This window comes from Streptacidiphilus alkalitolerans, from assembly GCF_042511045.1.
Classification (GTDB): domain Bacteria; phylum Actinomycetota; class Actinomycetes; order Streptomycetales; family Streptomycetaceae; genus Streptacidiphilus; species Streptacidiphilus alkalitolerans.
This window is the reverse complement of the sequence record NZ_JBHEZX010000022.1, coordinates 96,462-116,434: the sequence shown is the minus strand read 5'-3', so window position 1 is coordinate 116,434 and position 19,973 is coordinate 96,462. Positions and strand designations below refer to the sequence as shown.

14 protein-coding genes are annotated in these 19,973 nt (G+C 73.9%); 6 read left to right on the top strand and 8 right to left on the bottom strand.

Translation table 11 applies throughout. From position 1 onward, the window contains the following. The first annotated feature begins 138 nt into the window (after positions 1-138). Both ACEZDG_RS33845 and ACEZDG_RS33840 read left to right on the top strand, forming a co-directional pair. Positions 139-801, top strand: a complete 663-nt coding sequence (locus ACEZDG_RS33845) for a potassium channel family protein (protein ID WP_380517517.1) — start codon at positions 139-141, stop codon at positions 799-801. Beyond that, positions 801-1,469, top strand: a complete 669-nt coding sequence (locus ACEZDG_RS33840) for a potassium channel family protein (RefSeq protein WP_380517516.1) — start codon at positions 801-803, stop codon at positions 1,467-1,469. The genes ACEZDG_RS33845 and ACEZDG_RS33840 overlap by 1 nt, the downstream gene beginning before the upstream one ends. A 91-nt stretch (positions 1,470-1,560) precedes the next feature. Here the strand turns inward: ACEZDG_RS33840 and ACEZDG_RS33835 are convergent, their stop codons facing one another. From ACEZDG_RS33835 to ACEZDG_RS33820, 4 genes are read right to left on the bottom strand one after another with little or no spacing between them, the layout of a single operon-like run. Continuing rightward, on the bottom strand, positions 1,561-2,265 hold the full coding sequence (locus ACEZDG_RS33835; RefSeq protein ID WP_380517513.1) for a DUF3159 domain-containing protein: 705 nt from the start codon (positions 2,263-2,265) through the stop codon (positions 1,561-1,563). 6 nt (positions 2,266-2,271) lie between these two features. Beyond that, positions 2,272-2,676: an OB-fold nucleic acid binding domain-containing protein gene (locus tag ACEZDG_RS33830; protein ID WP_380517510.1), complete on the bottom strand. Its 405-nt coding sequence runs from the start codon at positions 2,674-2,676 to the stop codon at positions 2,272-2,274. Beyond that, positions 2,673-3,392, bottom strand: coding sequence for a response regulator (locus tag ACEZDG_RS33825; protein ID WP_380517507.1), 720 nt, complete (start codon positions 3,390-3,392; stop codon positions 2,673-2,675). Before ACEZDG_RS33825 ends, ACEZDG_RS33830 begins: the two co-directional genes overlap by 4 nt. After that, a complete protein-coding gene (locus ACEZDG_RS33820; protein ID WP_380517504.1) occupies positions 3,389-5,911 on the bottom strand; it encodes an ATP-binding protein in 2,523 nt (840 codons plus the stop codon). The genes ACEZDG_RS33825 and ACEZDG_RS33820 overlap by 4 nt, the downstream gene beginning before the upstream one ends. A gap of 165 nt (positions 5,912-6,076) precedes the next feature. On the opposite strand from ACEZDG_RS33820, the gene ACEZDG_RS33815 reads away from it, so the two are divergent. The 4 genes from ACEZDG_RS33815 to ACEZDG_RS33800 all read left to right on the top strand — a co-directional run bounded on the left by ACEZDG_RS33815 (position 6,077) and on the right by ACEZDG_RS33800 (position 11,565). Further along, positions 6,077-7,489 carry an amidase gene (locus tag ACEZDG_RS33815; protein ID WP_380517501.1) on the top strand — a complete coding sequence of 471 codons (1,413 nt, stop codon included), beginning with the start codon at positions 6,077-6,079 and terminating at the stop codon, positions 7,487-7,489. A gap of 311 nt (positions 7,490-7,800) precedes the next feature. Further along, complete coding sequence (locus tag ACEZDG_RS33810; RefSeq protein ID WP_380517498.1) at positions 7,801-8,997, top strand: ROK family transcriptional regulator; 1,197 nt, start codon at positions 7,801-7,803, stop codon at positions 8,995-8,997. A 256-nt stretch (positions 8,998-9,253) separates the two neighbouring features. Continuing rightward, positions 9,254-10,591: an LLM class flavin-dependent oxidoreductase gene (locus tag ACEZDG_RS33805; protein ID WP_380517496.1), complete on the top strand. Its 1,338-nt coding sequence runs from the start codon at positions 9,254-9,256 to the stop codon at positions 10,589-10,591. A 26-nt stretch (positions 10,592-10,617) separates the two neighbouring features. Continuing rightward, positions 10,618-11,565, top strand: coding sequence for a TauD/TfdA dioxygenase family protein (locus ACEZDG_RS33800; protein ID WP_380517493.1), 948 nt, complete (start codon positions 10,618-10,620; stop codon positions 11,563-11,565). Positions 11,566-11,624: 59 nt separating this feature from the next. On the opposite strand, the gene ACEZDG_RS33795 is transcribed toward ACEZDG_RS33800, so the two are convergent. The 4 genes from ACEZDG_RS33795 to ACEZDG_RS33780 all read right to left on the bottom strand — a co-directional run bounded on the left by ACEZDG_RS33795 (position 11,625) and on the right by ACEZDG_RS33780 (position 19,759). After that, on the bottom strand, positions 11,625-12,368 hold the full coding sequence (locus tag ACEZDG_RS33795; protein ID WP_380517490.1) for an ABC transporter ATP-binding protein: 744 nt from the start codon (positions 12,366-12,368) through the stop codon (positions 11,625-11,627). Beyond that, positions 12,365-13,372, bottom strand: coding sequence for an ABC transporter ATP-binding protein (locus ACEZDG_RS33790; protein WP_380517487.1), 1,008 nt, complete (start codon positions 13,370-13,372; stop codon positions 12,365-12,367). The genes ACEZDG_RS33795 and ACEZDG_RS33790 overlap by 4 nt, the downstream gene beginning before the upstream one ends. 100 nt (positions 13,373-13,472) lie before the next feature. Further along, positions 13,473-16,307 carry a hypothetical protein gene (locus tag ACEZDG_RS33785; protein ID WP_380517484.1) on the bottom strand — a complete coding sequence of 945 codons (2,835 nt, stop codon included), beginning with the start codon at positions 16,305-16,307 and terminating at the stop codon, positions 13,473-13,475. Next, positions 16,304-19,759 (bottom strand): FtsX-like permease family protein, encoded by a 3,456-nt coding sequence (locus tag ACEZDG_RS33780; RefSeq protein WP_380517482.1) that lies wholly within the window; start codon positions 19,757-19,759, stop codon positions 16,304-16,306. Before ACEZDG_RS33780 ends, ACEZDG_RS33785 begins: the two co-directional genes overlap by 4 nt. Positions 19,760-19,973 lie beyond the last annotated feature (214 nt).

Genomic DNA, 19,973 nt, shown 5'->3' with positions numbered 1-19,973 from the left:
GGTGTCAGCGGGTGTGGCACCCCCGTCTGCCGGGGTAACGGGGTTGTGTCATCGACGTGCCGGGGTGCGACCCTGGTGCGGGCACCGTTCGAACGGGTGCCAGGATTCGAACCGGGACATCACACCGGAAGGACGGGCGTGCACATCGTCATCATGGGTTGCGGTCGCGTGGGCTCTGCTCTCGCGCGCACCCTCGAGAAGCAGGGTCACTCGGTCGCCGTCGTCGACCAGGACCCCACGGCGTTCCGCCGTCTCGGTTCGGGCTTCACCGGTCAGCGGGTGACCGGAGTGGGATTCGACCAGGACACGCTCCGCGAAGCCGGTATCGAAGAGGCCGGAGCCTTCGCCGCGGTCAGCAGCGGCGACAACTCCAACATCATCGCGGCCCGGGTGGCCCGGGAGAACTTCGGTGTCGAGAACGTCGCGGCCCGGATCTACGACCCCCGCCGGGCCGAGGTCTACCAGCGCCTGGGCATCTCCACCGTCGCCACGGTCCGCTGGACCGCCGACCAGATGCTGCGCCGGCTGCTGCCCAGCGGCGCCGAGCCCAACTGGCAGGACCCCAGCGGCGCGGTCCAGCTCGCCGAGGTCCCGGTGGCCCCCGCCTGGATCGGCCTGCGCCTCTCCAGGCTGGAGCAGGCCGCGAACGTACGCGTCGCCTTCATCAGCCGGCTCGGCGTGGGCACCCTGCCCACCGCGGAGACCGTGCTGCAGGAGGGCGACCTGGTGCACATGATGATGCGCATCGCCGACCTCGAGGCCGTCGAGGCCGTATTCGCGAAGGGCCCGGAGGAACACTGATGCGGGTAGCCATTGCCGGGGCCGGTGCGGTGGGACGATCCATCGCGGGCGAGCTGCTGGAGAACGGCCACGAGGTGCTCCTCGTGGACAAGAACCCCAAGTCCATCTCGGTGGAGCGGGTGCCGCAGGCCGAGTGGCTGCTGGCGGACGCCTGCGAGATCACCGCGCTGGACGAGGCGGCGCTGCAGCGCTGCAACGTGGTCATCGCGGCGACCGGGGACGACAAGGTCAACCTGGTGGTCTCGCTGCTGGCGAAGACCGAGTACGGCGTGCCGCGGGTGGTCGCCCGGGTGAACAACCCGCGCAACGAGTGGCTGTTCAACGAGGCCTGGGGCGTGGACGTGGCCGTCTCCACCCCGCGGCTGATGTCGGCGCTGGTCGAGGAGGCGGTGAGCGTCGGCGACGTGGTCCGGCTGATGCGCTTCAGCCAGGGCGACGCCAACCTGGTCGAGATCACCCTGTCCGACACGGCGACCGCCGTCGGCACCCGGGTCAGCGACGTCCAGTGGCCCGAGGACACCGCCCTGGTCACCATCATCCGCGAGGGCCGGGTGCTGGTGCCCAGCGGCAGCGACAGCCTGGAGGGCGGCGACGAGCTGCTGTTCGTGGCGACGGCCGAGCGCGAGAGCGAGCTGGAGGCCCTGCTGGCCGGCGAGCCCGAGCAGTAGCCGGAACGGACGCAAACGGACGAGGGGCCCGCGACCAGGACGGTCACGGGCCCCTCGTCCGTGTCCGGCTCCGTGTCCGGTGGTGCCACGTCTAGCGGTGCTCGGCCTCGGTGGGGACCGGGAGCTCCGGCTCCGCCGGCTCCTCCTCCTGGAGGACCTTGATCGGCGGCGGCGCCTTGGACAGGATCAGCCAGGACAGGTAGATCGCGATCAGCCACGGCGGGACGCCCAGGCCGATCTTGGCGACACCCAGCCAGGTGACCTTGTGGGCCCAGTACAGCGGGAAGAGGATCGCCGCGCGCAGCGCGAACAGCGCGATCCAGACCCAGGTGGCCTTGGTGTAGGCGGCCAGCCGGCCCGGGTTCTGGGTGCGCCAGGTCATGTTCTCGCCCAGGATCGGGCCGAGCATCATCCCGATCAGCGGCCAGCGCACCAGCACCGAGACCAGGTAGACCAGGCCGAGCACCACGCCGTAGATCATCGACGGCAGGTAGAAGTCCTCGGCCTTGCCGGACTTCATCGCGACGAACGCCCCGATGCCCACCCCGAGCACCCCGCCGAAGGCGTGCTTCAGCGTCTCCCGGCGGGCCAGCCGGATCAGCGCCAGCAGCACGGTGATGCCGACGGCGGACCAGGACGACAGGGCCAGGTCCTTGGTGATGGTGTAGAGCAGCACGAAGACGAAACCGGGGACGGTCATGTCGACCATGCCCCGTACCCCGCCGAAGGCGTCGATCAGCGAGGTGTCGACCTCGGGCTTCTCAGCCTTCCCGGCCGACTTGAGACTGTGGCTCACGTGGTGCTACTCCGATCCGACGGGGCGCAGCTCGTACCGGGGGTTGAAGAGCACCCGGCGGCCCCGCGCGTGGCTGATGCGGCCGTGGGCGACCAGGCGGCGGCCCGGCTCTATCCCGACGATGGAGCGACGGCCCAGCCAGACCACGTCCAGGGCGTCGGTTCCGTCGAAGAGCTCGGCCTCCAGCGCCGGCACGCCGGCCCTCGGCCGCAGGGTGACGGCGCGCAGGGTGCCGGTCACGGTGACCTCCTGGCGGTCCTGGCAGGAGGCGATGGGGGTGCAGCCGGCCTCCACCGCGTCCTGGCGGAGCTCTTCGGCCTGGAGTTCCTCGCTGCTCGCCGCCAGGCGGTTCAGCATGCGGCGGAACCGGCCCCCCTGCTGCTGGTCACTGCGGACGTCACCACTACTCATGACCGAAGGGTACCGCTCCCGACCCCCGGCAATCGCTGTTCGAATCGGTAGCCCATACCGGGTTCGGTGATGAAGTAGCGGGGGTTCGCCGGATCGGCCTCCAGCTTGCGGCGGAGCTGCGCCATGTAGACCCGGAGGTAGTTGGTCTCGGTGCCGTAGGCCGGTCCCCAGACCTCCTGGAGCAGCTGCTTCTGGCTGACCAGCCGGCCCGCGTTGCGGACCAGCACCTCCAGCAGGTGCCATTCGGTGGGGGTGAGCCTGACGTCGGCGCCCTCGCGCTGGACCCGCTTGGCGACCAGGTCGACGGTGAAGGTGTCGGTGCTGACCACGGCCTCGTCCGGCTCGCTGCCGACCGGGGCTCCCCTGCGCACCGCGGCGCGCAGCCGGGCCAGCAGCTCGTCCATGCCGAACGGCTTGGTGACGTAGTCGTCGGCGCCGGCGTCCAGGGCCTCGACCTTCTCGTCGGAGGCGTGCCGGGCGGACAGCACGATCACCGGGATCTTGGTCCAGCCGCGCAGCCCCCTGATCACCTGGGTGCCGTCCATGTCCGGCAGGCCGAGGTCGAGCAGCACCACGTCCGGGTGCCGGGCGGCGGCGAGTTCCAGCGCGGAGGCGCCGTCGTGGGCGGCGTCGACCTCGTAGCCGCGCGCCCGCAGGTTGATCACCAGCGCGCGGACGATCTGCGGTTCGTCGTCGACCACCAGGACCCTGGTCATGCGGGACCGTCCTTCGTCAGGGAGAGCGTGCAGGGAAGGGTGAACACCATGGTGACGCCGCCGCCGGGGGTGTCCTCGGCGGTCAGGCTGCCGCCCATGGCCTCGACGAAGCCCCTGGCCACGGCCAGGCCGAGGCCGACCCCGGCGCCCCTGGGGGCGTCGCCGTAGCGCTGGAACGGTTCGAACACCCGGTCCTTGGCCTCGTCCGGGATGCCGGGGCCGTGGTCGGCGACCCGCAGCTCCAGCCGTTCGGGCTGGTCGCGCAGCCGGAGCAGGCTGGCGGAGACCAGCACCTTGCGCTCGCCGCCCTGGTACTTCACGGCGTTCTCGACCACATTGGCCAGCGCCCGTTCCAGCAGCCCGGGATCGCCCTGGACCATCGGCAGCCGCTCCGGGACGTCCAGCCGCACCGAGCCGACCGGGACCCCGCGCAGGGCCATCGGGACCACCTCGTCCAGGTCGAACTCGCGGACCAGCGGGACCACGGCGCCGGTCTGCAGCCGGCTCATGTCCAGCAGGTTGCCGATCAGGTGGTCAAGCCGGTCGGCGCCGTCCTCGATCCCGGCCAGCAGTTCCGCCTCGTCCGCCGGGCTCCAGCTGATGTCCTCGGCGCGCAGCGAGGAGACCGAGGCCTTGATGCCCGCCAGCGGGGTCCGCAGGTCGTGCGAGACCGCCGCCAGCAGCGCGGTGCGGATCCGGTTGCCCTCGGCCAGCCGCCGGGCCTCGGCGGCCTCCTCGCCCAGCCTGCGCCGGTCCAGCAGCACCGCCGCCTGCGCCGCAAAGGCGCCCAGCACCCGGCGGTCGCCGGCCGGCAGCACCCGTCCCGACAGCGCCAGCGCCAGCCGCTCGCCGACCGGGACGTCCACGTCCGCGTCCTCGGGACGGGCCACCGGGGCCGGGCCGACCGCTCCGGCGCAGTTCCACGGGCCGAAGTCCTCGCTGCGCTCCAGCAGCGCCACCGACTCCATCTGGAAGGTCTCGCGGACCCGCTCCAGCAGCGCGGGCAGGGCCTGTTCGCCGCTCAGCACGCTGCCGGCCAGAAAGCTCAGGGTCTCCGCCTCGGCCCGGCTGCGGGCCGCCTCGGCGGTGCGCGAGGCGGCCAGGTCGACCACGTAGGCGACCGCGAGCGCCACCGCCAGGAAGACCCCGATCGCCACGATGTTCTGCGGGTCGGCGACGGTGAGGGTGTGCAGCGGCGGGGTGAAGTACCAGTTGATCAGCACCGAGCCGATCAGCGCCGAGGCCAGCGCCGGGAACAGCCCGCCGGTCAGCGCCGCGGCCACGGTCAGGCCGAGGTAGAGCAGCATGTCGGTGCTGCCGCTGCGGGTGCCGCCGAGCACCCAGGTGAGCAGCAGCGGCCCGGCCACGCCGAGCAGCCACCCCGCCGCGGTACGGGCGGGCCCGAGCCGGGCGATCCGCCGGATCGGCCGGACCCGGCCCTTGGCGACATGCTCATGGGTGACGATGTGCACGTCGATGTCCGCGGAGTCGCGGGCCACGGTGGCGCCGACGCCGGGGCCGAGGATCCACTGCCAGGGCTTGCGGCGGCTGCTGCCCAGCACGATCTGGGTGGCGTTGACGCCCCGGGCGAAGTCCAGCAGCGACCCGGCGGCGTTGTCGCCGAGCACCGAGTGGAAGCTGCCGCCGAGGTCCTCGACCAGGGCCCGCTGCACGGTCAGCTCCTCCGGCGAGGCCCCGGTGAGGCCGTCGCTCCTGGCGACGTAGACGGCCAGGATCTCGCTGCCGGAGCCCTTGGCGGCGATCCTGGCGGCCCGGCGGATCAGGGTCCGGCCCTCGGGGCCGCCGGTGAGGCCGACCACGATCCGCTCGCGGGCCTGCCAGGTGCCCCTGATCCGGTTGTCGGCCCGGTAGCGCTGCAGGTACTCGTCCACCCGGTCGGCGGTCCAGAGCAGGGCCAGCTCGCGCAGGGCGGTGAGGTTGCCGGGGCGGAAGTAGTTGGAGAGCGCCGCGTCGACCTTCTCCGGGGCGTAGACATTGCCGTGGGCGAGCCGGCGCCGCAGCGCCTCGGGGGCCATGTCGACCAGCTCGATCTGCTCGGCCCTGCGGACCACCTCGTCCGGGAGGGTCTCCTGCTGGCGGACCCCGGTGATCCCCTCGACCACGTCGGAGAGTGACTCCAGGTGCTGGATGTTGACGGTGGAGATCACGTCGATCCCGGCGTCCAGCAGTTCCTGGACGTCCTGCCAGCGCTTGGCGTTGCGCGACCCGGGGACGTTGCTGTGGGCCAGTTCGTCGACCAGGACCACGGCCGGGCGGCGGGCCAGCACGGCGTCCACGTCCAGCTCGGTGAACTCGGAGCCGCGGTACTCCAGCGTCCGCCTGGGCAGCACCTCCAGGCCGGACACCAGCCCGGCGGTGTACTCCCGGCCGTGGTCCTCGACATAACCGACGACCAGGTCGGCGCCGCGCTGCCGGCGCCGGTGGGCCTCGCCGAGCATGGCGCAGGTCTTGCCCACCCCGGGGGCCGCACCCAGATAGATCCGCAGCCTTCCGCGCATGTCAGCCCTCGCTCCTCGTCCCGGCACGAGCGTACGGGAACGAGGCCCCGGAACCCCCAGCTCAGCACGGGTCGCGCGGCAAGTTTGACGGCATCCTGACGCCCCCTGTGCCAGCCTCGCCCCCGGTGCGAGGATCGACACCACCACGACCTGAGGGGAATTGCAATGACGCAGCTCCACGACCTGACCGCACTGGAACAGGGTGAGTTGATCAGCACCGGGAAGCTCTCCCCGGTCGAGCTGACCGACCACTACCTGGACCGGATCGACCGGTTGAACGCCTCCGTCGGCGCCTATGTCACGGTCACCCCGGAGACCGCCAGGGAGCAGGCCAGGCAGGCCGAGGCGGCGCTGGGCGAGGACCGGCCGCTGTCGCCGCTGCACGGGGTCCCGGTGCCGGTCAAAGACCTGAACTTCGTGGCCGGGGTGCGCGCCACCCAGGGCTCGGCCGCCTTCGCCGAGTACGTCCCGGACACCGACGACCACATCGTCACCCGGCTGCGCCAGGCCGGCACGGTGCTGCTCGGCAAGACCAACACCCCGGAGTTCGGACTGCCCTGCTACACCGAGAACCAGGTCGCGCCGCCCGCCAGGACCCCCTGGGACCTGGACTACTCGGCCGGGGGCTCCAGCGGCGGGGCCGGCGCGGCGGTGGCCTCCGGCCTGGCGCCGCTGGCCCAGGGCAGCGACGGCGGCGGGTCGATCCGGATCCCGTCCTCGGTCTGCGGCCTGTTCGGGATCAAGCCCAGCCGGGGCCGGGTCAGCAGCGGCCCCACCCTCTACGACATCAGCGGGCTCAGCACCAACGGCCCGATGGCCCGCACCGTGGCGGACGCGGCAGCGCTGCTGGACGTGCTGGCCGGGCCCATGCCGGGCGACTCCTTCAGCGCTCCCCCGCTGCCGGCCGGGGAGACCTTCCTGGACCAGGTGGACCGTGAGCCGACCAGCCTGCGGATCGCGGTGCTGACCGCCCCGACCGTCCCCGGCATCAGCGTGCACCCGGACTGCGTCACCGCGACCGAGAAGACCGCCGACCTGCTGTCCTCGCTGGGCCACCACCCGCAGGCGCTGGAGCTCCCGGCCGACGACACCCTGCGGCTGGTGTTCGAGCAGGTGTGGGCGGTGATGGCGGCGCAGCGGCCGGTGCCGGACGAATCGCTGCTGATGCCGCTGACCCGGCACCTGCGGGCCCGCGGGGCGTCGGTGTCGGGCCCCGACTTCGCCAACGCCCTCTATGCCTTCCGGGTGGTCGGGTCGCTGGTGGCGGCCCTGCAGCAGGACTTCGACGTGATCCTCAGCCCCACCCTGGCCCAGCCCCCGGCCCTGGTCGGGGCCCTGCGCGACGACGCGGACCCGGCGCAGGAGTTCGACAACCTCGCCGCCTTCACCCCGTTCGCCGCCCTCTACAACGCCACCGGCCAGCCCTCGGTCAGCCTGCCGCTGCACTGGAACGAGGCCGGGCTGCCGATCGGGGTGATGCTGGGCGGTCGCTACGGCGACGAGGCCACCCTGATCTCGCTGTCCGCCCAGCTGGAGCGGGTGCACCCGTGGGCGCACCGCAAGCCGGCGATCTGGTAGCGGCGACCGGCCTCCTGGAGACGGAGCCCCCCGCCCGGAGCGGGCGGGGGGCTCCCACGATTGGTCGGCCCCGACGGTCGGGTCGAGGCCGCACTTCGGACAGTAGTCCGCCACCCTGTAAAACCGCCGTGAGAAACCGCCGTGGGAAAGCGCCGCGAACCGCTTCGCACGAATGCCATGCCGCCGTAACACACGTCCATTGACCGTCCCGAACGGCCTTGCGACGATCGGCGCATGACCACCTCCTCGACCTGTCCCGGCGTCCGGTAGCCGCTCGCCGCTCCGCACTCCGTCGACCGAGGACAAAGCCGATGCCGCTCGCGCTCATCGCCACCCCCGCACCGCCGCCCGTGCCGGAGCAGCCCGACGGGGCGGCGGCCGTGCTGCGGGCCGCCCTGCGCCGGGGCCCGCTGGCCCGCACCGCGATCAGCAGGGAGACCGGCCTCAGCCCGGCGGCCGTCTCCCGGCACGCCGCCGAACTGCTGGCGCTCGGCCTGGTCTACGAGCCCAGGGACCCGCCGTCCGCGCCCCGGCCGGGACGTCCGCGGATCCCGCTGGACATCGACACCGCGCACCACCTGGCCGCCGGGGTGCACATCGCGATCCCGCAGCTGACCTTCTCGCTCACCGACCTGCGCGGACGGGTGGTGGCCCAGGAGCAGGCCCCGCGGCGGCTGACCCCGGCGGCGGTGCTGCAGGACATCGCGGCGAAGCTGCCGGGCTTCCTGCACCGGCACGCCGGCGGGCGCTCGGTGCTCGGCCTGGGCGTGGTCACCGGCGGCTGGGTGGATCCGGAGTCCGGGATCCTGGTCGAGAACAGCGCGCTCGGCTGGCGCGACGTGCCGCTGCGGCAGGCGCTGCGGTCGGCGACCCGGCTGCCGATCCATGTGGACAGCCACGCCCGCGCCCTGGCCCAGGCCGAACTGCTGTTCGGGGCGGGCCGGGACGGCGACCTGGTGCACCTCTTCGTCGGCAATGTGGTGGACGCGGCCATCACCGCCGGCGGCACGCTGCTGCGGGGACGGCGCAACGGCGCGGGCGGCATCGCCCATCTGCCGGTGCCGGGCTCCAGCACCCCCTGCCCCTGCGGCGGGACCGGGTGCCTGCAGGCCACCGTCTCCGACCGCGCGGTGCTGGAGCACGCCGTCGCCGGGGGGATCGTCCCGCGCCCCGAACTGCGGCTGCTGCTGGACACGGCGGTGCAGGGGGACGAGCGGGCCCTGGACCTGTGCCGGACCCGGCTGCGGCTGATCGCCCCGGCGGTGGCACTGCTGCTGGACATGATCAGCCCGGACGTCCTGGTGCTGACCGAGGCGGTCACCCTCTACCTGCCGGAGCTGCTGTCGGTGCTGCACGAGGAGGTGGCCGCCAGGACCCGGCAGCCGGTGGCGCAGCTGGTCCGGGCCGGCTCCTTCGGCCCGGACGCGCTCGCGGTCGCGGCCGGCGCGCCGGTCCTGGCCGCCGTGCACCGGGACCCGATGTCGCTGCGGACCGCCCGGTCGGCGTAACCGCCGCGGCGGGCTCCGCAGTTACTTCCACCGCGTCAGAAAACGTTGTTGACGGCGCCCGCGAGCAGCAGACTCTGGTTATGGACGCACAGCGGAGGGCGACGATCCGGGAGGCCGCAGGCCGGCACCCGGTGAACGCCTTCCGACTGCACCACTTCGCCGGCCTCGGCTGTTAATCCCTCCTGCCCGCTCTCCTCCCGTGACCGCTCCGGGATATGACAGGCCGTCACCTCCACTGAACCCGGAGTGCTTCCGCATGCCTTCACACCGCAGGCAACTGCATCTCAACCTGTTCCTGATGGGCGTCGGCCACCACGAGGCCGCCTGGCGCCATCCGCGCACCGACCCGGCGAACCTCTCCTCGCTGGCCCACTTCCAGCGGCTCGCCGCCACCGCCGAGGCGGCGGCGTTCGACTCGGTGTTCCTCGCGGACGGGGTCGAGGGGCCGGATCCGGCCCGGGCCAACGCCTGGATCGGGCACTTCGAGCCGTTCACCCTGCTGTCCGCACTCGCCGTCGGCACCGAGCGGATCGGACTGATCGGCACCGTCTCCACCGGCTTCACCGAGCCCTACAACCTGGCCCGGCAGTTCGCCTCGCTGGACCACCTCAGCGGCGGCCGGGCCGGCTGGAACATCGTCACCTCGGCCGGCGACCGGGCCGCCCGGAACTTCAACCGCAGCGCCAACCAGGAGCACGCGGTCCGCTACCAGCGGGCCACCGAGTACCTGGAGGTGGTGCGGGCGCTCTGGGACAGCTGGGAGGACGACGCGCTGCTGCTGGACCGCGCGAGCGGGCGGCTCACCGACCCGGCCAAGCTGCACGAGATCAACCACAGCGGCGAGCACTTCCAGGTGCTCGGCCCGCTGAACATCCCGCGCGGCCCGCAGGGCCACCCACTGCTGGTCCAGGCCGGCAGTTCGGCGGACGGCCGGGGCTTCGCCGCCGCCAACGCCGAGGCGGTGTTCACCGCCCAGCAGACGCTGGAGGAGGGCCAGGAGTTCTACGGCGACCTCAAGCGCCGGGCCGCCGCGCTCGGCCGCGATCCGGAGGGGATCGTGGTGCTGCCCGGCATCGTCCCGGTGCTCGGCTCCACCGAGGCCGAGGCCAAGGCGCTGGACCAGGAACTGGACGAGCTGATCAACCCGGCCCGGGCCATCGGCACCCTCTCGGTGCTGCTCGGCGTGGACCTCAGCCGGCACCCGCTGGACGCCCCGCTGCCGCCGCTGCCCCCGCTGGACGCGATCAACGGGGCCAAGAGCCGCTTCACCCTGGTCCGCGACCTGGCCGAACGGGACGGGCTGACGCTACGTCAACTCGTGGGCAGGCTGGGCGGGGGACGCGGACACCAGGTGCTGGCTGGCACCCCCGAGCAGGTCGCCGACCACATCGAGCAGTGGTTCACCCGGGGCGCGGCCGACGGCTTCAACATCATGCCGCCGATCCTGCCCGAGGGCCTGGAGCTCTTCGCCGAGCATGTGGTCCCGATGCTGCGCGAGCGCGGCCTCTTCCGCCACGAGTACACCGGGCGCACCCTGCGCGAGCACTACGGGCTGGACCGCCCGGCCAACCGCTACACCTCCGTCAACCAGTAAGCCGCCGCAGCAGAAGGGGAAACACCATGGCTCTGACCGTCCGCCAGGTCGCCGGCCACATTGGGGCCGACATCAACGGAGTCGACCTCGCCCAGCCGCTCGCCGAGGGCGAGGTCCAGCAGATCAGGGAGGCCCTGCAGCGCCACAAGGTGGTGTTCTTCCGGGGCCAGCAGCTGGACCACGCCGCGCAGATCGCCTTCGCCCGGCAGTTCGGCGAGCTGACCTACGCCCACCCGCACGACGACACCCCGCCGGAGGACCACCCGGAGATCTTCACCATCGACCCGACCCGCTTCGAGGAGCGCTACGGCAAGGGCTTCCGCGAGGAGTACCGCAAGCGCCAGTACAGCTACTTCGACGGCTGGCACACCGATGTGACCGCCGCGGTGAACCCGCCGGCCGGGTCGATCCTGCGGGCCGAGCGGGTGCCCGAGGTCGGCGGCGACACCACCTGGACCAACCTGGTCGCTGCCTACCAGGGCCTGTCCGCCCCGGTCCGCGCCTTTGTGGACACCCTGCGCGCCGAGCACCGCTACGGCGGCAGCGGCCGGGTGGCCGGCGACAGCGAGTACGCCAAGCGGATCAACGACAACCTGCTGGTCGCGATCCACCCGGTGGTCCGGGTGCACCCGGAGACCGGGGAGCGGGCGCTGTTCGTCAACCCCGGCTTCACCAGCCACATCGTCGACGTCACCCCCAGCGAGAGCAAGCAGATCCTGGACCTGCTCTACGCCGAGATCACCCGCCCCGAGTACACCGTCCGGCTCCGCTGGGAGGCCGGGCACGTGGCCTTCTGGGACAACCGGGCCACCGCCCACCTCGCCCCGCGCGACCTGGAGCACCTGGACGTGGAGCGGCGGCTGCACCGGGTCACCCTGATCGGCGACCTGCCGGTCGGCCCGGACGGGCGCAGCTCCGAACTCGTCGCGGGCAGGCCCTTCACCGCCGACCACCGGGTCGTGGCCGGCGTCTGAGGTCACTGTTCCACGACGAGAACGGCGCTCCTTACCGAGATCAGTGCTCTGCAAAGAGCTCAGTGCTCTTCGACGATCTGACCGTCCCTGAGGTCCAGCACCCGGTCGGCCAGTTCCATCAGCGCGGGGTCGTGCGTGGCGACCAGGGCGGTGACGCCCTCGCTGCGCACAACCGCGCGCAGCAGCTGCATGATGGCGCGGCCGGTGTCCGAGTCCAGCTGCCCGGTCGGCTCGTCGGCGATGATCAGGGCCGGCTGGTTGGCCAGCGCGCGGGCGATGGCCACCCGCTGCTGCTGGCCGCCGGAGAGCTCGCCCGGGCGCTGGTTGACGTGGTCGCCGAGGCCGACCAGGCCGAGCAGCTCCCGTACCCGCTCCTCGCGCTCACGCGGCGGGGTGCGCTTCAGCCGCATCGGGACGCCGACGTTCTCGGCGGCGGTGAGGATCGGGATCAGGCCGAAGGACTGGAACACAAAGCCGATCCGGTCCCGGCGCAGGGCCAGCAGGCCGTCCTCGCCCAGTTCCTCGCCGTCGGAGTCGGCGAGGGTGCGCCCGTCCACCACGATCCGGCCCGAGCTGGGCCGGTCCAGGCCGCCGACCAGGTTGAGCAGGGTGGTCTTGCCGGACCCGGACCGGCCCTTGAGCGCGGTCAGCTCCCCGCGCCGGGCGGTGAAGGACACCCCGCGCAGGGCGTGCACGGCGGTGGAGCCGCTGCCGAAGGTCTTGTGCAGGTCCTGGACCTCCACCATCGGCGCCCCGGGCTCGGCCACGGCGGTGGCGCCCTGCGGTTCGGTGCTGCTGCTCATCGCTCCCCCTCGCTCTCGTTACCACTCGTGTCCGCGTCGGCCCTGGCCTGCTGGGCCGCCGCGTCCGGCCATACTCCGATGTGATCGGCCTCCAGCGCCAGTCGCACCCGCTTGCGCATGTGCAGCCGCTCGGTGAACTCGGACGGCAGCTGCAGCCGTCCGTTGCGGTCCAGCACCGCGTACTCCTCCGCGGTCAGCTCCTCCACCCCGTCGTCGCCGGTGGTGACGCTGCGCAGCACCTCGGTGGAGGTGCGGCCGTTGCGGATCCGCACCGTTCGCTGGACCTGCTCGGAGACCAGGGCGTCATGGGTGACCACGACCACGGTGACGCCCAGGTCCTGGTTGGCCCGGCGCAGCGCGGCGAAGATCTCCTCGCTGGTGGCGGTGTCCAGCTCGCCGGTCGGCTCGTCGGCGAACAGCACCCGGGGCTCATTGGCGTTGGCCACCGCGATGGCGACCCGCTGCTGCTCGCCGCCGGATATCTCGCCCGGGCCCCGGTCACGGCAGTGCGCGACCCCGAGCAGGTCGAGCAGTTCCTCGGCCCGGGCCCGCCGCCGGCCGCGCTTGACCCCGGTGTAGCTCATCGGCAGCATCACGTTCTCGGCCGCGGTCAGGTAGGGCAGCAGGTTGCGGGCGGTCTGCTGCCAGACGAAGCCCACAGTGCCGCGCCGGTAGGCGAGCCGGTCCCGGCGCTTCATCCCCAGCAGGTCGTGCCCGGCCACCTCGGCCGACCCGGCGGTGGGGACGTCCTGGCCGGAGAGGATGCCGAGCAGGGTGGACTTGCCGGAGCCGGAGGCGCCGATCACCGCGACCATCTCGCCCTTGGCGACGGCCAGGTCCAGCCCCTGCAGGGCCTGCACCTCGACCCCCTCGGTCTGGTAGATCCGGACCAGGTTCTCGCAGACGATCAGGCCCTCCTCCCGCTCGGGCACGCCCGCCGCGGCGGCCCGGCGGCGCAGCTCGGCCAGGTCGGGACCCTCGGTCGTGAGGTTCTTGCCGGTCACGGGGTTCCCCCTGGGCTCGGTACGGCTGTGGACGAAGGGTGGGCGACGGCCAATTCTGTCGTGCAGTTGCTGAAACCGGTATGGTTTTTGCTCATCCTGGTCACACCTCCCCCAGCCTGAGCACCGCGCCCAGGCGACGTGCCCGGGCCACCGTACTCTCCACCGCCGCGGCCCCCAGGACCAGCAGCGCCAAGCACAGGCCGAGCAGCAGGGTGGTCCGGTAGTCGGCGCGCAGGGCCGGGTCGCCGGGGCCGCCGGTGAACTGACGGATACTCAGCGCCGGTCCCAGCACCTGCGGTTCGAGCACCCCGACCAGCCCGCCGCCGACCGCGGCGGCCACCGCCAGCGGCAGCAGCTGGACGATCTGCAGCCAGGCCGCCGACCGGCCGCCCAGGCCGAGGGTGCGCAGGTAGGAGCTGGTGCGGCTGCGCTCACGGGCGGTCAGCACCAGTTCCAGGGCGACCGCGAGCAGGCCGAACAGCGCCGCCAGCAGGGTGCAGACCGCGTAGGAGCTGCTCACCAGCCGGGCCAGCCCGTCGTCGCGCAGCTCGGCCAGCCGGGTCGCCCGCACCCGGACCGAGGCCAGCGGTCCCAGTGCATCGGCAGCCGAGGCCGCGGCGGCCTCCGGGTCGGCGCCGGGGCGGGCGTAGACCAGCAGGGCGGTGGCCCCGGTCAGCTGGTTCGGCAGCACCCGGTCGGCGGCGGAGGAGGCGACCAGGACCCGGGTTCCCGGCGGCAGCCCGCCGGTGATCGGGCCGAGGGCCGGGTCGGTGAGGGCCGCGGTGTCCAGGACGCCGGTCGGCTTCACATGCAGCTGCCGGGTACCGGTCACCGCGGCGTCGACCACGGCGGTGAGGGTCTCCTGCGACTCCTGCGCGTAGAAGGAGGCGTCGGCCAGCACCGGGATCCGTTCGTCGAAGGCGCCGGTGCGCACCGGCGGGTCCCGGTCCAGCGCGGACAGGGCTCGGACCAGCGGGGATCCCGGTTCGGCGGCGGCCAGCCGGCCGATGTCCACGGTGACCAGGGCCACCCCCGGATAGGTCGCGCCGTTGGTGTCGCCGACCAGCCGGACGCCGCGCCGCTGCTCGGCCACGGTCGCCCGGACCGGGCTGCCCGCGGTCTCGGGCACCGGTTTGGCCGCCACGTTGCCGCTCTGCAGCACCGAGGCGTCGCCGCCGGCCGACCAGGCCGCGCCGACCGCCGCGCCGTCCGCGACCGAGCGGGTGACCAGCCCTCCGAACACGGCCGTGCCCAGGGTGATCACCAGGACGAACAGGGCCAGGCCGGTCGCCGGGGCGTCCTGCCCGGCCCGGCGCAGGCCGACGAAGGCGACCACTCCGCCGCCGCGCCCGGCCTGGGCCGCGAGCAGCCGCAGCAGCAGCGGGTAGACCCGGACCAGCACCAGTACCGCCGCCATCGCGAACAGCACCGGCACCAGGCTGAGTTGGACGTCCACCCCGTTCCCGCCGCCGCTGCCGCGGGCCCGCAGCGCGACCGTCCCGGCCCCGGCCAGCAGCAGCGCGGTCAGCTCCAGCACCGTGCGGCGGCCCCGGCGCCGGCGGATCCGGCGCGGATCGCGGACGGCTGCGGGCTCCCGCACCGCCTGCCAGGTCAGCAGCGGGACCATCAGCGCCGCCGCCCCGGTGCCGAGCAGGGCGATCAGCGGCTGCGGCGAGCCGCTGGTCCCGGCCGGGGCGAGGCGCAGCCCGAGCAGCCAGCCCAGCGCCCCGGCGGCCAGCACCACCGGGGTGGTGCTCGCGCTGCGCAGCAGCACCAGACCGGCGGTGGAGGCCCCGCGCGAGCGCTGCAGGGCGAGGTGGCCGGCACGTCGGCGCAGCAGCAGCCGCACCGCGACCAGCACCGTCACCAGGCCGACCGCCAGCAGCGAGGCCACCGCGTAGGAGGCCAGCTCGCGGGTCTGCTCGTCCTCGGCGGTGAAGGCGCTGAGCAGCGGGGTGAACCGGTCGCCCACCTGGTAGGCGCTCACCTTGTCGTCACCCATCTCGCACTGCTCCCGGCCCATCGAGTCCGAGGAGCCGCACAGGCTCGCGGTCAGGTCGGTCGGAAAGGCCTGCAGCGCGCTCAGCACCCCGGCGGACTGGCGCACCGTGTCGTGCCCGAGGGTGAGGCCCAGTTCCCAGGTGATGGTGGGCAGGGTGATCGAGTCGTCCTTCATAGTGGCCGCGGCAGCCGCGCCGACCAGGCCCTGGATCGACGCGTTGAAGCCGCCGGCCCTGGTCCCGTCTGGGAAGGACTGCGGCTGGTCCAGGGTGGGCTGGTCCCGCCAGAAGTCGTCGTCGGGGTGGATCGGCCGGAAGATCCCGGAGACGGTGAAGTGGGTGGTGTTGACCACCCCGAGCACGGGGATCTCCACGGCCGTGATCCGCCGGCCCACGGTCAGGCCGGTGAGCTTGGCGGCGGCCTCGGAGATGGCGATGCCCGGCGCGGTCCCGGCCGGGGCGCGGTCGTCCGGCGGGCCGCCGGAGACATAGCGCAGGTGCGCCGCCGCGTCACTGATGTGATGCGGTGTCAGCGCGGTGCTGCTGATCCGGTTCACGGTGATCTGCGGCAGTGCCACCTTCAGCAGCGGAAAGGTCACCACGGTCCGGTCCACCCGGACCGACGACCCGTCGGGGACGGTCGCCGTGCCGGCCACCAGCGCTCCCCCGGGCCCGGTCTGACTGAGCACCGGATGCGCCCTGGCCTGCAGCACCGGGTCGTCGAAGGCGCCCTGGACCGTGGTCACCGACAGCAGCGGCCCGGCGTGCACGGCGGTGGCCAGCCGGTCCCGCAGCGCGCTGTCCTCCCGGCCGGCCAGCGCCACCGGACCGGCCGCGCCCAGCCCGGCCAGGACCGCGACCAGGACGGCCAGGCAGACCAGCAGCGGCAGGTCCCCCCGCGCCTCGCGTCGCAGCAGCCGTGTCGCCCCGGTCATGAGTCCTCCCCGGCCCGCAGCGTCCGGACCAGGTCAACCCGGGCGAGCAGCCGGGAGAGGGTCATCACCACCAGGCAGATCGCCCCGGCGGTGGCCAGCGCGGTCAGCGCCACCCACAGCCAGGGCACGTCGATCCGCAGCGGGGGGTACGGCCGGGCCCCCGCGTCGTCCACGGTGACCAGCGGCAGGATCACCGCGGCCAGGCCGACCCCGAGCAGGGCGCCGGGCAGCACCGCGAACAGGGTCACCCCGATCTGCTCCAGCCAGAGCAGGGTCGCCAGCCGCCTGCTGCGCGTCCCCATCGCCCGGAGCAGGGCGAACTCGCGCCGCCGCTCGCGGGTGGTGATCACCACGTGCACGGTGAAGCCGATCACCGCGAACGCCGGGGCCAGCAGCCGGCACAGCGCCAGCACCTCCCGCATGCCGAAACGGAACGGGTCGGCGCGCTGCTGCGCAGCGGCCTGGTCCGTGGTGACCGCCGTGCCCAGCATCGGGTCCCGGGCCACCGCGGCCGCGTCGGCGGCGGGCTCGGTGCCGGCCAGCCACCAGAGGCCGGGGCGCTGGGGCGGGATGTTCCCGGCCAGTTCGGCGGCGGCCAGCGCCCGCTGGTCGACCAGCAGGTTGGCCTGCAGTGTGCCGACGCCGGGAATCGCGTGGACCGTGCCGACCACCTGCACGTCGACGTCCTGCTCGAGGCCGGAGTCGTCGAGGCCGACGCCGATCTTGATCAGGTCGCCGACCCGGAGGTGGGTCTGGGCGACGAAGGAGTCGTCGGCGAGCACCGGAACCGGCTTCACCTCGCCGCTGGAGCCGGACGGGGCCGGGACCAGCACGATCCCCTCCCCCTGGGTCCGCTGCCCCGGCGGACCGCTGGCCACCTCGGCCCGCAGCAGCGGCGCCCCCGCGCCCGCGCCCCCGTCCAGATCGCACACGGCCGAGGGGTAGGCCGCCGGCTCATTGCTGCCGGGCGGCGGCACGGTGACGCAGTCGGCGGCCTTGGCGGCGGCGGCCCGCGCGGCCTGGCCGGGCCCGCCGGTGCGGTCGAACCAGAGGTTCCCGGCCGGCAGCGCGTCGGCCCAGCCGTCGCCGCCGATCCGGTAGACGGTCAGCCCGAACCTGGCCGAGGGCTGGTCGGCGGCCGGTGTCAGGGCGATCCCGGCCAGCGTCAGCGGGTAGGCGCTGCGGGCCCCGCCCGGCAGGGTCAGCCGCAGGGTCCGCCGGGTGCCGTCGAGGCGGTCCGGCACGGCGGTGATCCGGTCGGTCTGCCCGTCCGCGTCGACCACGGTGAGGGTCAGCGTGGGCGCGGAGACCCCGCCGCCGACGGCCGAGGAGGTCACCGCGAGGTCCAGGTCGATCCCGGCCGGGCGGCCCGGCAGCGGCAGCCCGCCGGGCGGGATGCCCTTGGCCAGGGCGGCGATGTCGGCGGCGTAGTGCGGTCCGGCCAGGTCCTGGCGCAGGGTCGGCAGCGGCGGGGCGGGGCGGCCGGGCGCGGTGGCCGTGGTGTCGATGCCGATCAGGCCGACCGCCGTGCTGTCCCCCGAGGACGTGGCCTGGTTCAGGGTCACCGGGTTCACCCCGGTCACCCCGGGCAGCGCCTGCAGCCGTGCGTGCAGCGACTGGTCCGGATAGCCGGGGGCGCCGGTCGCCGGGCGGACCGCGGCGGCGGCGCCGACGGTGAACTCGGCCTGGTCCTGGGCCAGCGCGTCCAGGCAGGCCAGCGCGGTGGTGGCGAGCGCGCCCACGGTCACCGCCAGGCACATCAGCACCACCGGGCCCGCGTTCCGGCCGGAGCGCCGGCTGATCTGCCAGCCCGCCAGCGGCAGCACCAGGCCCCGGCTGCGTCGGCCGAAGGCGTCCAGCAGCCGCGAGGCCAGCGGCAGCAGCCGGAGCAGCAGCACCGAGGCCGCCCCGACCGCGACCACCGGGACCAGCACCAGCACCGGGTCCACGGTCCCGGCCAGGGTCACCGTGGAGCGGTAGTGCCGCAGTTGCAGATAACCGAGGACGGCCACGGCCAGCAGCGCCAGGTCCGCGCCGAACTGCTGCGCGGCGGCGGCCCTGGCACCGCGCGCCCTGAGCCTGGCGGTGATGTCGCGTCCGGTCACCGCGCGCAGCACCGGCAGCAGCGCGGCCGCGCCGTGCACCAGCACCGCCAGCGCCACCGCGCCCCAGGCCTCCGCCCGCAGGGTGCTGCCCGGCAGCGGCCCCTGGAGCACCCCGGCGCCGTGCAGCCCGTGCAGCAGCGGCGCCGCCAGGAACGGCGCGGCCACCGCCGTCGGCAGCACGATGACGAGCCACTCCAGACCGGCGGCACGCAGCAGCCGGCCGCCGCCGGCCCCCCTGGTCTGCTGCAGCACCAGCTCGTTCTGCCGGTGTGCCGCGAGCTGACGCGCGGTCAGCACCAGGGTGGTGAGCGCGAGTACGGCCAGCAGCGCGGCCGGCAGGTAGAGCGCGGACCGTGCCACCACCACGGACCCGCCGAGCCGGTCCAGGATCGACGGCAGCGAGGAGTTGACGGTCACCAGCGGCAGCGCCGGATCGGCGCCGTGGAACACCGAGCGGCTGGTGTCGCTGGTGGTCAGCGTGGTCACCCGCTGCGCCAGCCCGGGCAGGTCCCCGGCCCGGAGCCGGGAGAAGTCGGGGACGGTGTTCCAGAGCGCCGCGATCTGCTGGTCGAACGCGGCGGTGCCGTTCAGCGGGCCGGGGGCGAGCACCAGCAGGGCCGGTGCGTCGGTGGGGTTTCCCGCGGCCCCGTCCCAGAAGCCCGGCTCGCCGTCGGACGGGCGGAAAACGCCGCTGACCCGGACCGTGACCCGGTGTTCGTAGGAGTCGGTCAGCCGGAGCACCGAGCCCGGCCTGAGCCGCAGCCGCAGCGCCAGCTGCTGCGGGACGGCCGCGTCCACCACCGGCCCGGCGCCGGCCGCCGTGCCCCCGGTGCCCGGCGGGACGGCCGGCAGCCGCAGGAAGGCGTCGCGGGGGGCGTCCCCGGCACCGGCCGGCCAGCTGCCGGTGACCAGCACGCCGTGGGCCGCCGCGCCCTGCACGGCGACCGGGTGCAGCAGGACCGGCGCGGTCTCGGTTCCGGCCAGCACCAGCGGCGTCTGCCCGACCAGCCCCAGGTAGGTGTGCTGGGACACCGGGCCGAAGCTGCGGGCGACGGCGGCCCGGATGTCCCGGTCCGCCACCGCCAGGCCCGGCGCCGCGTAGGTCGCGGTGAACTGAACCTGGGCCTCCGGCTGGGCCGAGACCCGGTCGACCGTCCCCGCGTCCACCGCGAACCCGGCCAGCGCGGCGAGCGCGGACAGCACCGTCCCGGCCAGCAGCACGGTCAGCGCGGCGGCGGTGAGCACCAGGCCGTGCTGCGCCGAGCGCCGGAGCGGCGGGGGCAGCCGGCGCGGCGGTCTGCGCACCGGCCGCCCCGACGGCTCGGTCCTGACGATCGTTGCGGCCACGCTGCTCCCCCGCGACTGGACACCCGGCATCCCGCACCCGGCCCGGCACATGGTCTAGACCAGGTGTGATCAGCACAGCATGGACGGCGACCGCCGGGTAATCAAGGGATCTTGGGGAACCTGGAGGAGGTCTTCCGTTTGGGCCCCGCACCAAAGCAGACAGGCCCCCGCAAAGGGGGCCTGTCTGCTTGCTACGACTGCGAAGGATCCGAAC

Coding starts and splice junctions, on each gene's coding strand:
- ACEZDG_RS33840 (WP_380517516.1), top strand. CDS start 801: ATGCGGGTAGCCATTGCCGGGGCCGGTGCGGTGGGACGATCCATCGCG.
- ACEZDG_RS33830 (WP_380517510.1), bottom strand. CDS start 2,676: ATGAGTAGTGGTGACGTCCGCAGTGACCAGCAGCAGGGGGGCCGGTTC.
- ACEZDG_RS33825 (WP_380517507.1), bottom strand. CDS start 3,392: ATGACCAGGGTCCTGGTGGTCGACGACGAACCGCAGATCGTCCGCGCG.
- ACEZDG_RS33820 (WP_380517504.1), bottom strand. CDS start 5,911: ATGCGCGGAAGGCTGCGGATCTATCTGGGTGCGGCCCCCGGGGTGGGC.
- ACEZDG_RS33815 (WP_380517501.1), top strand. CDS start 6,077: ATGACGCAGCTCCACGACCTGACCGCACTGGAACAGGGTGAGTTGATC.
- ACEZDG_RS33810 (WP_380517498.1), top strand. CDS start 7,801: ATGCCGCTCGCGCTCATCGCCACCCCCGCACCGCCGCCCGTGCCGGAG.
- ACEZDG_RS33805 (WP_380517496.1), top strand. CDS start 9,254: ATGCCTTCACACCGCAGGCAACTGCATCTCAACCTGTTCCTGATGGGC.
- ACEZDG_RS33800 (WP_380517493.1), top strand. CDS start 10,618: ATGGCTCTGACCGTCCGCCAGGTCGCCGGCCACATTGGGGCCGACATC.
- ACEZDG_RS33795 (WP_380517490.1), bottom strand. CDS start 12,368: ATGAGCAGCAGCACCGAACCGCAGGGCGCCACCGCCGTGGCCGAGCCC.
- ACEZDG_RS33785 (WP_380517484.1), bottom strand. CDS start 16,307: ATGACCGGGGCGACACGGCTGCTGCGACGCGAGGCGCGGGGGGACCTG.